The sequence below is a fragment of the Streptomyces sp. Y2F8-2 genome (assembly GCF_014905555.1).
Lineage (GTDB): Bacteria > Actinomycetota > Actinomycetes > Streptomycetales > Streptomycetaceae > Streptomyces > Streptomyces cynarae.
The window spans coordinates 23324-34491 of the sequence record NZ_BNGS01000011.1 but is presented as its reverse complement, the minus strand read 5'-3'; the positions used below and the strand labels follow the sequence as shown (position 1 = coordinate 34491).

9 protein-coding genes and 3 pseudogenes are annotated in these 11168 nt (G+C 71.0%); 2 read left to right on the top strand and 10 right to left on the bottom strand.

The genetic code is table 11. The features are described 5' to 3' along the window. Position 1 precedes the first annotated feature (1 nt). Both SY2F82_RS30990 and SY2F82_RS30985 read right to left on the bottom strand, forming a co-directional pair. On the bottom strand, positions 2 to 214 hold the full coding sequence (locus SY2F82_RS30990; RefSeq protein ID WP_200422491.1) for an EF-hand domain-containing protein: 213 nt from the start codon (positions 212 to 214) through the stop codon (positions 2 to 4). 59 nt (positions 215 to 273) lie between these two features. Further along, positions 274 to 1185 carry a MerR family transcriptional regulator gene (locus tag SY2F82_RS30985; RefSeq protein ID WP_200422490.1) on the bottom strand — a complete coding sequence of 304 codons (912 nt, stop codon included), beginning with the start codon at positions 1183 to 1185 and terminating at the stop codon, positions 274 to 276. Between the two features lie 109 nt (positions 1186 to 1294). Between SY2F82_RS30985 and SY2F82_RS39235 the strand changes: the two are divergent. Beyond that, positions 1295 to 1366 (top strand): annotated as a pseudogene (locus SY2F82_RS39235) (GNAT family N-acetyltransferase); the annotation flags it as partial. Between the two features lie 69 nt (positions 1367 to 1435). On the opposite strand, the gene SY2F82_RS30980 reads toward SY2F82_RS39235, so the two are convergent. The 6 genes from SY2F82_RS30980 to SY2F82_RS30955 form a co-directional block, all read right to left on the bottom strand. Beyond that, positions 1436 to 2608, bottom strand: coding sequence for a YncE family protein (locus SY2F82_RS30980; RefSeq protein ID WP_200422489.1), 1173 nt, complete (start codon positions 2606 to 2608; stop codon positions 1436 to 1438). Then, positions 2608 to 3486, bottom strand: coding sequence for a polysaccharide deacetylase family protein (locus tag SY2F82_RS30975; protein WP_200422488.1), 879 nt, complete (start codon positions 3484 to 3486; stop codon positions 2608 to 2610). Before SY2F82_RS30975 ends, SY2F82_RS30980 begins: the two co-directional genes overlap by 1 nt. Before the next feature lie 62 nt (positions 3487 to 3548). Continuing rightward, positions 3549 to 4052 (bottom strand): ATP-binding protein, encoded by a 504-nt coding sequence (locus SY2F82_RS30970; protein WP_200422487.1) that lies wholly within the window; start codon positions 4050 to 4052, stop codon positions 3549 to 3551. A gap of 313 nt (positions 4053 to 4365) precedes the next feature. After that, complete coding sequence (locus tag SY2F82_RS30965; RefSeq protein ID WP_200422486.1) at positions 4366 to 5133, bottom strand: enoyl-CoA hydratase/isomerase family protein; 768 nt, start codon at positions 5131 to 5133, stop codon at positions 4366 to 4368. 87 nt (positions 5134 to 5220) lie between these two features. Beyond that, entirely contained in the window at positions 5221 to 6450 is a 1230-nt protein-coding gene (locus tag SY2F82_RS30960; RefSeq protein WP_236041896.1) for an Ig-like domain-containing protein, read from the bottom strand. Between the two features lie 352 nt (positions 6451 to 6802). Further along, positions 6803 to 8017 (bottom strand): Ig-like domain-containing protein, encoded by a 1215-nt coding sequence (locus tag SY2F82_RS30955; protein WP_200422484.1) that lies wholly within the window; start codon positions 8015 to 8017, stop codon positions 6803 to 6805. Positions 8018 to 8167: 150 nt separating this feature from the next. Between SY2F82_RS30955 and glgX the strand changes: the two genes are divergently transcribed. After that, the gene (gene glgX / locus SY2F82_RS30950; RefSeq protein ID WP_200422483.1) at positions 8168 to 10429 is read left to right on the top strand and encodes a glycogen debranching protein GlgX; all 2262 of its coding nucleotides are present in this window, start codon (positions 8168 to 8170) and stop codon (positions 10427 to 10429) included. 25 nt (positions 10430 to 10454) lie between these two features. On the opposite strand, the pseudogene SY2F82_RS30945 reads toward glgX, so the two are convergent. Together SY2F82_RS30945 and SY2F82_RS30940 are read right to left on the bottom strand one after the other, a co-directional pair. Next, a pseudogene (locus SY2F82_RS30945) lies at positions 10455 to 10697 on the bottom strand (response regulator transcription factor); the annotation flags it as partial. Further along, positions 10678 to 11046: pseudogene (locus SY2F82_RS30940) on the bottom strand (ATP-binding cassette domain-containing protein); the annotation flags it as partial. The pseudogenes SY2F82_RS30940 and SY2F82_RS30945, both read right to left, overlap by 20 nt. Between the last annotated feature and the right edge of the window lie 122 nt (positions 11047 to 11168).

Below are 11168 nucleotides of genomic sequence, written 5' to 3'. Positions count from 1 at the left end.
GTCACTTGCTCAGGTGGGCCCAGAACTCGTCGAAGGACAGGACCTTGTCGCCGTCGAGGTCGCGGGACTTGATGATGGCCTCGGCCACGGCCTCGGTGACGTTCCAGTCGCCCTCCTGAGCCAGGGCGGTCTTGAACTCGGCGGCGGTGATGAAACCGTCACCGTCCGCGTCGATCCGCGCGAAGTGCTTGCGTGCTTCCTCGATGTCCGCCACCGGTCCGCCCCTTTTGTGTCGCGTTCGTTCTTCGTGTCGTCGTACTGACGCAGGTCAGACTAACGGTCCGCGCGAGCCCTCAGTGCGGCGACCACCCAGGCGAACTCCTCCTGGTGCGGCGGCCGGGGCTGGTCGTTGACGAGGGACAGCAGTTCGCGGTAGCGCGCGACCCGCTCGTCGAAGGCCGCCTCCATGCGTTCCAGCACAGCGGCCCGGTCGGTGTCTCCGAGCAGGTCCCGCAGCACGGCGTCGGCCTCGGGCGCCTCGGGAGTGATGCCCCGCTCCCGAGCCCCGCCCGCCAGTTCGACGAGTCGTTTGGCGAACCACAGGGACGCCCCGGCGGGGACGTCGGGCCCCCGGTCGGCGGCGTTGAACTCGGCCGCCCTCCGCATCTGCGCCCGGAACTCCGGGTCCTGCATCATCTCGGCCAGCTCCACCCAGGCGTCGACCTGCTCGGGCGTCGGGTCATCGGGCAGGTCGGCCGCCGTGCGCCGCATCCGCTCCCGGATCTCCGGGTCCACGGCGTCCAGCCCGTGGAGCATCTCGTCCACGAACTCCTCCACGATCCTCTGCCGCTCGGCCGCCGACAGCCGCGCCAGTTTGTTCATGAGAGTCATCTCCTCCGCACTCGAGCCCCGTCGTGCCACCGTCGACAGCACCGCCCTGGTCACCTTCAGAGCCCGGATCTGCGCGTCCAGGGCCGCCACGTGCGCGGCCGCCACCTCCGCGACCGTCCGCTCGCCCGCCAGCACTCCGCGCACGTCTGCCAGGCCGAGGCCCAGCTCGCGCAGGGACCGGATCAGCTCCAGGCGCGCCACGGACGCGGCGTCGTACAGCCGGTAGCCGCCCGCGGAACGGGCCACCGGGGGCAGGACCCCCTCGTCCGACCAGTAGCGGATGGTGCGCACGGTCAGTCCGGTGGCGCGGGCCAGGTCGCCGATGGTGAAAAGGCCGGTGCCGTCGTCGATCACGTCTGCGAGTCTGGGCCTTCCAGTGGGTGGAGACTCAAGGAGCGTGCGGTGGCGGTGGCGGAGAGTCTGCGGGCCGTCCTGGACGCGGCGGCACGGTGATCACGCCTGGAACGCCCGCAGCGTGCGGGCGTTCCAGGCGGCGGGGTACCTGCCGGTCGGCGCGGAGGCGCTGCTCCTCGCGCTTGAGGGGCCTTGCACTGTGAGCCCCCCGACCCGGGCGGGCACCGTGCAAGGACCCCTCAGGGCGGCGTCAGCGGAAGACGCCCGTGTGACCGAGCGAGTAGCGGCCCGGCTGGGGGTAGACGGCGAGGCCGTGGGGACCGCTGCCCACCCTGATCCGGGCCAGCTCCCGGCCGGTCTCCGTGTCGATGGCGTACACCTCGGAGTTGTAGCGGCCGGACAGCCACAGCACCTTGCCGTCCGCCGAGACACCGCCCATGTCGGGGCTGCCGCCGCCCGGCAGGCGCCACTTCTTGGTCAGCCGGTTCTCCTTGAAGTCGAAGACGGAGACGGTGCCCTCGCCCCGGTTGGAGATGTACATCTCGCGGGAGTCGCGGCTGACGTACAGTCCGTGCGCACCCTTGCCGGTGGGCAGGAAGGACGGCTCGGCGAAGGTGTCGCCGTCCAGGATCCACATGCCGTCGGCGACCATGTCGGCGATGTAGAACTTCCTGCCGTCCGGGGAGACCTTGACGTCCTGCGGCATGGCACCGCGGTGCGGCAGCCTCTGCTGGCCGATCACCTTCATCTTCTCGGTGTCGACCTTGAGCAGTTCACCGCTGAACTCGCAGGAGACGACGAAGTAGCGTCCGTCCAGCGAGAAGTCGGCGTGGTTGACGCCGTAACAGCTCACCGGCACGGCCTTCTTCACCTTCATGGTGTGCGCGTCACGGAAGACCAACTGGCGGTCCTTGGAGGCCATCACCACCGCGTACTTGCCGTCCGGTGTGAAGTACAGGTTGTAGGGGTCGTGGACGGCGACCGGCTTGCCCGCCTCGCCGGTCCTCGGGTCGATCGGGGTGAGGGAGTTGCCGAGGTCGTTGTTGACCCACAGCGTCTTCAGGTCCCAGGAGGGCACCACGTGCTGGGGCTGGCGGCCGACCCGGATCGTCTCGATGACCTCGTAGGTCTGCGGGTCGATGACGGAGACGGTGTTGGAGTTGGTGTTGGGTACGTAGACCCGGGACCGGAAACCCTTGACCACCGGGGAGAGCCGCCCCGGGCGGTCGGCGGCGTAGACGTCCTTGGGATCGAGGACGGGCGGCATGCCCGGCAGCCCGTGGACCTGCGGCTGGGCGCGCCGGACGGGGGCCTTGGAGGCGGTGTCCTCGTCCTTCTTGTGGGACGATCCGCTGCTGCAGCCGGCCAGCACGGCGAGGGCGGCGCCGGCGATCAGTACGCGCGTGACGGTCGAGGGATGCATCAGCTCAGCAGCTCCGTGGTGGTCACCGCGGCGAGGCCGCGGTCTTTGAGGGCGTGCAGGATGTCGGGGACGGCGGCGACCGTGTCCGGGTACCCGAAGTGCAGGCTCACCACCGATCCGTTGCGGATGTCGTCGGTGACCTTGCGGGTGACTGCGGCGGCGCCCGGCGAGGTGTAGTCGAGCGAGTCGACGTCGTACGACAGGATGTGCGGATAGCCGGCGCGGCGGGCCAGGCGTTCGACGAGCGGCGTGGCGCGCTGCGCCCGGGACGGGCGGAACCAGGCGCCGATGCCTCCGGTGAGGTGCCGCAGCCGCTCGGCGCATCCCTTGATCTCGGCGAACGCCTGCGGCTCGGACATGGTGTTGATGTCGAGGTGACGCAGGGTGTGGTTGCCGAGGTCGTGACCGCCCTCGAGGATGCGGCCGGCGACCTCGGGGTGCGCGTCGAGCCAGGTGCCCACCGCGAGGACGGTGACCTTGGCGCCCGCCTTCTCGGCCGCATCGAGGATGGCCTTGGCGTAGGAGGGGTCGCCCTGGCCGTGGAAGGTGAGCGCGACCAGGGGGCGGTTGCGTGGACCGCTCGTGATCTGGGCGGGCAGACCCGGGAAGGAGCGTGGGACGGGTGCCGCGACCGGGGCGCGCGATCCGGTGGCAGAGCGCGGGGTTCCGGTGGCGCGGGACGGGAGGGCCCGGTGGACGACGGTGTCGCCCGGGGAACAGGCGGCGGCGAGGGCACCGGCGGCGGCGAGCCCCGCGCCCGCGCGCAGTGCCGCGCGGCGGCCGGGCGCCGTGCGCGCGGTGTCCGTCTCGCGGTCGGTCCCGCGGTCGGTCTCCGGGTCGGGCGAGGAGGGAGGGACGGGGGTGGTCACTCTCCCCATTTAAGGACGGGTTGATGTCGAAATCGACGATTTGACCTTTTCCTGGAAGGGGCGGGTCGCGGTCACCGGTCGGCGACCCGCATCTCGAACCAGGTGGTCTTGCCGCGCGGCAGCAGGTCGACGCCCCAGCGGTCGGCGAGTTTGTCGACGAGGAACAGGCCACGGCCGCTGAGGTCCAGTTCCTGAACGGGCATCAGGCACGGCAGTCCGCGGGAGGGGTCGCGGACCTCGACGCGGATCCAGCCGCGGCGTCGGCGCATCCGTAATCCGAAGACACGTGCGCCGGTGTGGCGTACGGCATTCCCGACGAGTTCGGAGACGAGCAGGACGGCGTCCTCGGTCATGCGCGGGCCGAGCCCCCACTGTCGCAGGATCACGACCTGGGCGAGCCTGCGCGCGATGGCGGCGGATTCGGGCCGGGACGGCAGCGGCACATCGGCCTCGGCGGGGTTGCCGTACAACTCCAGTGCCTTGAGCGCCTGTTCGTCCTCGATCGCAGGCGACCAGCGTGCCGCGGTGGCACCCCCGTGCCGCCGCGGCGGCTCCATACCCTCCAGCCCCGCCATGGACCCATCATGGCCGTCCGGAGGGGGGCTCGGGGTCGTTACGACGGAATACGCCCCCCGGAAGCACACATTCCTCACCATTCGCCCGGCATATGCCAGTCGCAATCCGAAGGCCGTCGCACCCCAACTGGCCTGCGAGAACGAGCCAGTTGGGGGCAATCGCCGGGTGAGGTCGGCGCGACAGTCTTAAGGTTGCCTTAAGGCTTCCATAATCCGCCCCATCGGGGGACACGGAAACGGACGTGGCGTCAACTGCGGGTACATCAGCGGGACTTGCTGAACAACCCTCACGTTACGCCTTCCAGGCGGGTCCTCAAACGAACTTCGCCTTGCCCGGCCCCTCCTCCACGAAGCTGCGCATCCCGCGCTCGCGGTCCTCCGTCGCGAACAGGCCCGCGAACCAGTTGCGTTCGACCGCGAGACCGGTCTCGATGTCCGTCTCGAGACCCGTGTCGATCGACTCCTTGGCCGCGCGCAGCGCGATCGCCGGGCCCTGGGCGAGCTTCGCGGCCCAGGCGTGCGCCTCGGCGTACACCTGCTCGGCCGGGACGACCCGGTCGACCAGGCCCAGCGTCAGCGCCTCGTCCGCCTTCACCTGGCGCCCCGTGAAGATCAGGTCCTTGGCCTTGGACGGGCCGATCAGCCGGGCCAACCGCTGCGTGCCGCCCGCGCCCGGGATGAGGCCGAGCAGGATCTCCGGCTGCCCGAGCTTGGCGTTCTCGCCGGCGATGCGGTAGTCCGCGCACAGCGCCAGCTCGCAGCCGCCGCCCAGGGCGTAGCCGGTGACGGCGGCGACGACGGGCTTGGGGATGCGGGCGACGGCGGTGAAGGAGTCCTGCAGGGCGCGGGAGCGCAGGACCATCGCGGTGTGGTCCATGCCCTGCATCTCCTTGATGTCCGCACCCGCCGCGAACACCTTCTCCCCGCCGTAGAGGACCACGGCGCGCACGTCGTCGCGGCGCGTGACCTCCTCGGCGAGCTCCTTGAGCCGGTCCTGGGTGGCGACGTCCAGCGCGTTCATCGGCGGGCGGTCCAGACGGAGGGTGCCCACGCCCTCGGCTACTTCGAGATGCACAGTCATGGGACGAGGTTAACGGTGACTAACGACAGCGGGCCCGGTGTGCTCGCTCACAGCGGCACACCGGGCCCGGTCACTGCGGATCGGCCGTTACTTGATCCACTGGTCCCAGGGCATGTTCCAGCCGTTGAGCCCGTTGTCGGGCGCGACCGTGGCGTCGTGGGAGTTCTTCACGATGACGACGTCACCGAGCATCGAGTGGTTGTAGAACCAGGCGGCCGCCACCGAGCTGTCGTAGCCGCCCTTCACATCGCGCAGGCCGACGCAGCCGTGGCTGGCGTTGTAGTTGCCGAAGGCGTCGCCGCCCCAGTAGTTGCCGTGGATGAAGGTGCCGGAGTCGGTCAGGCGCTGGGCGTGCGGCACGTCCTTGATGTCGTACTCGCCCCCGTAGCCGACCGTTTCGCCGTTCATCCGCGTCACCACCTGGCGCTCGCTGATGACCATCTGGCCGTTCCAGGTGTCGTAGCCGGGCTTGCCCGTGGTGACCGCGAGGGTCTTGACGACCTTGCCGTCCTGCTTGACGACCATCGTGTGCGCCTTGGCGTCCACGGTGGAGACCTGGCTGCGGCCGATGGTGAAGCTCACCGTCCTGACCTGCTCGCCGTAGACGCCGGGGCGGCCCTCGACTCCGTCCAGGTTCAGGTTCACGGTGACCTTGGTGCCGGGCTTCCAGTAGTCCTTGGGCCGGAAGTCGAGGCGGTCGTTGCCGAACCAGTGGCCGCGGACCTCGACGGCGGGCTCGGTCTTGATGGTGATGGCCTTCTCGACGTCGGCCGGGTGGGTGATGCCCCGGCTGAACCGGATCGAGAACGGCATGCCGACGCCGACGGTGGAGCCGTTGTCGGGCGTGTAGACGCCGACGAAGGTCTTCTTCGGAGTGAGCGTGGTGAACGAGGAGTCCGCGGTGGCGGCGAGGCCCGACGCGTCCTTGGCGACCGCGTGGACCTTGTACGTGGTGGCCGCGGCGAGGTGGGTCGACGGGGTCCAGGAGGCACCCCCGCCGGTGATGGTCCCGGCGATCTCGCGGCCCTTGGGGTCCTCGACCCTGACCTGGGTGAGTGTGCCCTTGGCCGCGGTCACCTTGAGGGCGCCGCCGGTGTCCACGCCCTTGGCGCCGTCCTTCGGGGCTATGGTGACGACGGCCTGCGACTGCTTGGCCGCGGCCTTGCCGGAGTCCTTGCCCTTGGCGTCACCGCCTCCCCCTCCCCCACCGCATGCGGTGACGGTGAGCAGGAGGGCACCGAGTATCAGCGCCGAGAACCTCTTGCCGCCACGTCCCCGCGCACCGGTCGACGCGCCCGATATGGGTCGCCCGTTCACGTTCCCTCTCCCCTCGCACGGCCTGATCACCTCAGGCCCCCCACTGCGCAGCGCGTCCCGCACGCGCATTGCGCAAATCAATCACACGCCACGGCCCGATGACTCCCCGCCGCTGTCACTGTTCAGTCCCAACTCGGGACCGCGCGAAGGGGCACCGTCGACTGCCGGATGCGCCCCCTGACGTGCCCCTGAACCGGCCTGTCGCCCTTTCAGGTGATCGCGGGCCACATCTTCGTTCCATAGCACTTGATGCTTGTCACCGGCCTGAGGTTGCGCGGCGGTGGCCGAAGGCGTGGGCGAAAGTCCGTTTCGATGCTCGAAACGCCGAATACTCCCGCCGACACCGGTCCGTTCAGGATGGGTCGACGGCCCCGCCCGCTGTCCAGTCGCTCCAGCTCATGTTCCACCCGCCCAGCCCGTTGTCGGGAGCGACCTGCTTGTCGTCGCTGTGCACGACCTCGATGACGTCGCCGACGAGGCTGTGGTCGAAGAACCAGCCCGCCGGGGTGTCGGAGCCGCCGCCCTTGACGTCCTTCAGGCCCACGCAGCCGTGGCTGACGTTGCTGTGCCCCGGGGCCTCCGGGGCCCAGTAGTTGCCGTGGACGAAGGTGCCGGACTCGGTCAGGCGCATGGCGTGCGGGACGTCCGTGATGTCGTACTCGCCGCCGAAGCCGACCGTGCGGCTGTTCATGCGGGTGACCGGGAGCATCTCCATCACCACCATCTTCCCGTTGTACGTGGTGGTCTTCGGGGCGCCCGCGGTGATCGGCACGGTGGCGAGCAGCCGGCCGTCGCGGCGGACCCGCATCGTGTGCCGGGCCGCGTCCACGAGGGAGACCTGGCTGCGCCCGATGGTGAAGGCGACGGTCCGGTACTGCTGTCCGTAGACCCCGGGCGCGCCCTCCACGTCGCGCAGCCGCAGGGTGACGGTCACGCGGGTGCCCGGCTTCCAGTAGTCCTCGGGCCGGAAGTCGAGGCGGTCCCTGCCGAACCAGTGCGGGCGGATCTCGACGGCGGGCCTGGCGGTCACACGGATCGCGCGCTCGACGGCGGCGCGGTTCTCGATCTGCCGGTCGAACTGAACGGACACGATCATTCCGGTGCCGACGGTGGAGCGGTCCTCCGGGGTGACGTACCCGATGAACCGCTGCTCCGGGACGTAGGTCGTGAACGTCGCGTGACGGGCCGAGCGGCGGCCGCCGCTGTCGCGGGCCACCGCGTCGACCGTGTACCGGGCGGCGAGGGCGAGGCGGGGGTCGTCCGGCTCCCAGACGGTGCCGTCCGCCGAGAGACGGCCGGGGACCACGGACTGCCGGGCGCCGAGGGACCTGACGACGGTCACCGACTCCAGGCGGCCGCTCGCCACCCGCACCCGCAGCCGCCGGTCGGCGGGCACGGCCCTGCTTCCGTCGTCGGGGGAGATCCGGATGAGGTCCGCGGGCGCCGGGTTCTTTCCGAAGACGCCGTCGAGTCCATGGCCGGTGCAGCCGGCCAGGAGGGCCGCCCAGGTCAGTGCCGCGACCAGTGCGGCGCCCGCGCGCCGCACGCGCGTGTGTACGTGCGTCACGACGATCTCAACGACCCGGCCGCTCCCGGGAAACGTGAGTGCGAGCCGCGCACTGGGCAGAACAGGGGGGAGGACGACGGGATCAGGTACGCGGCCGGGACGCCGTGCACCCGTTTTCCCGTCGTTCCGCGAGCCGCGGGAGGCGTGTACGTGTCCAGCGCAGCCGAGCAGGAGGCAGTGCAGGAGGAGCAGGCGGGCGAGGGACGGTCCGCGCGCTCTGCCGCCGTGCTGAACGGCAGGCGGCGCCCGGTGCCCACGGTGCCCGTGTGGCCGGGTGCGCCGACCCCGCTCGGGGCGCGCTTCCGGGCCGGCCCGGACGGGGTCGCGGGCACCAACTTCGCGCTGTGGGCGGGGGGCGCGGAGGCGGTCGAGCTGTGCCTGTTCGACGGCCCGGGTCCGCAGAGCCGGGAGACCCGGGTCCGGCTGACCGAACTGACGCACGAGATATGGCACGGTTTCGTCCCGGGCGTGATGCCGGGGCAGCGGTACGGCTACCGGGTGCACGGCCGCTGGGACCCGTGGACCGGTGCCCGCTGGAACCCGGCGAAGCTGCTCCTCGACCCGTACGCGCGCGCGGTCGACGGGGAGTTCTCCCTGCCGCCCGAGGTGTACGGGCACGTGCGGGACTGGCCCGACCAGCACGTCGCCGACACCGTGCGCGACGACCGGGACTCCGCGCCGCACGTCCCCAAGGGCGTCGTGGTGCACGATGACGACGACTGGGCGGACGACCACCGCCCGAAGACGCCGTGGGCGGACTCGGTGATCTACGAGCTGCACGTGCGCGGCTTCACGCGCCTGCACCCGGACATCCCCGAGGAGCTGCGCGGGACCTACGCCGGCCTCGCGCACCCGGCGGCGATCGAGCACCTGGTGAAGCTGGGCGTGACAGCCGTGGAGCTGCTGCCCGTGCACCAGTTCGCGCACGAGGACCACCTGTTGCGCCGTGGCCTGAGGAACTACTGGGGCTACAACTCGATCGGCTACTTCGCCCCGCACGCCGCCTACGCCTCCACCGGCACGGCCGGCCAGCAGGTGGGCGAGTTCAAGCGCATGGTGAAGGCGCTGCACGCGGCCGGGATCGAGGTGATCCTCGACGTTGTGTACAACCACACCGCGGAGGCGGGCGAGCTGGGTCCGACGCTGTCGCTGAAGGGCATCGACAACCGCGGCTACTACCGGTTGCAGTCCGACCCGCGCCGCTACGCGGACTACACCGGCTGCGGCAACACCCTGCACGTGGTGCAGCCGCAGGTGCTGCGCCTGATCACCGACTCGCTGCGCTACTGGGTGACGGAGATGGGCGTGGACGGCTTCCGCTTCGACCTGGCGGCGGCGCTCGCGCGGTCCATGCACGACGTCGACATGCTCTCCCCGTTCCTCGCGGTCATCGCCCAGGACCCGGTGCTGCGCCGGGTGAAACTGATCGCGGAACCGTGGGACGTGGGCTCGGGCGGCTACCAGGTCGGGGCGTTCCCCCCGCTGTGGACGGAGTGGAACGACCGCTACCGGGGCGCCGTACGGGACTTCTGGCGGGGGGCGCTGCCGGACGTGCGGGACCTCGGCTACCGCCTGTCGGGGTCGAGCGACCTGTACGCGTGGGGCGGCCGCCGCCCGTACGCGTCGGTCAACTTCGTGACCGCGCACGACGGTTTCACCCTGCGCGACCTGGTGTCGTACGAACGCAAGCACAACGAGGCCAACGGCGAGGGCAACCGGGACGGCTCCGACGACAACCGCTCCTGGAACTGCGGCGCGGAGGGCGACACCGACGACGAGCGGATACGGGCGCTGCGGCGCCGGCAGCTGCGGAACCTCCTGACGACCCTCCTGCTCTCGACGGGCGTGCCGATGCTGGTCGCGGGCGACGAGATGGGCCGCACCCAGCGCGGCAACAACAACGCCTACTGCCAGGACAACGAGATCGGCTGGGTGGACTGGACCCTGGAGGCCGACCCCGGCTGGCGGACGCTGCTCGACCTGACGTCCCGTCTGATAGCGCTGCGTCACCGCCATCCGGTGCTGCGTCGCCGGGCGTTCTTCTCCGGCCGACCGCAGGCGGCGGACGGCTTGAGGGACCTGGCGTGGTTCACGCCCCACGGGGCGGAGATGACGGAACGCGACTGGTACGCGCCCGCCGCGACCCTCGGCATGTATCTGTCCGGCCGGGACATACCGGGCCGGGACGCCCGAGGCGCACCCGTGGTGGACGACAGCTTTCTCGCGGTGCTGCACGCCGGGGACCGCCCCGTGAGCTTCGTGCTGCCGGGGCCGCCGTGGGCCGAGCGCTACGAACTGGTCGTGGACACCTCCCGCGAGGAACAGGCGGAGGCCCCGGGGACGGAGTACCGGGCGGGCGCGACGGTGACGGTGCCGGCCCGGGCGGTGCTGCTGCTGAAGGTCGCCGGCTGAGGGCCCGTCCCGGGCTCTGCCGCCGTCAGCCCAGGATCCCCCGGTCGTAGGCCACCGCCACCGCCGCAGCGCGGTCGTTGACGCCGAGTTTGGCGTACAGGTGGCTGAGGTGGGTCTTCACGGTGGCCTCGCTGATGAACAGTTCGCGGGCGATCTCACGGTTGGAGGTGCCCTTCGCGACCAGGGCGAGGACCTGCCGTTCGCGGGCGGAGAGGGGCTCGCTGCCGGGGGCCGGGGAGCGGACGGCGGAGACCAGACGGGAGGCGACGCCAGTCGGCGGGGTGCGGGTAGAACGTCGCGTACAGCTCCAGTGCCTCGCGCACCGTCAGTTTGGGCTGCAACTCGCTCTGCTGGAGCTGGGCACCGAGCACGCGGGAGACCTGCTCGTGGTCGGCGACGGGGTCCAGGCCGGTGACCCGGACGCGGCCCGCGTCCGGGACCCTCAGGCCCTCGACGCACTCGACGGTGGTGGTCTTGCCGGCGCCGTTCGGGCCGAGGATCCCGAAGATCTCGCCCTCCTCGACGGCGAAGGAGACGCCGTCGACGACGGCCCGGCCGCCGTAGGACTTGCGCAGAGCGTCGACTTCGACAACGGGTTGCCCGGTCGTCCGGGTCATGCTGGTCATGCTGGTCATGCATCGAGGGTCCCGGGCGGACCGGGTCCGGCACATCGGCCGTCCCGCTCGAAGGGATCAACCGATCGGCTGACCGGGTGATACGACCGCGTGACCGCCAGATC

What these genes read in the sequence shown, in the direction of transcription:
- SY2F82_RS30980 (WP_200422489.1), bottom strand. Translation starts at nt 2,608, where the DNA reads ATGCATCCCTCGACCGTCACGCGCGTACTGATCGCCGGCGCCGCCCTC.
- SY2F82_RS30975 (WP_200422488.1), bottom strand. Translation starts at nt 3,486, where the DNA reads ATGGGGAGAGTGACCACCCCCGTCCCTCCCTCCTCGCCCGACCCGGAG.
- SY2F82_RS30970 (WP_200422487.1), bottom strand. Translation starts at nt 4,052, where the DNA reads ATGGCGGGGCTGGAGGGTATGGAGCCGCCGCGGCGGCACGGGGGTGCC.
- SY2F82_RS30965 (WP_200422486.1), bottom strand. Translation starts at nt 5,133, where the DNA reads ATGACTGTGCATCTCGAAGTAGCCGAGGGCGTGGGCACCCTCCGTCTG.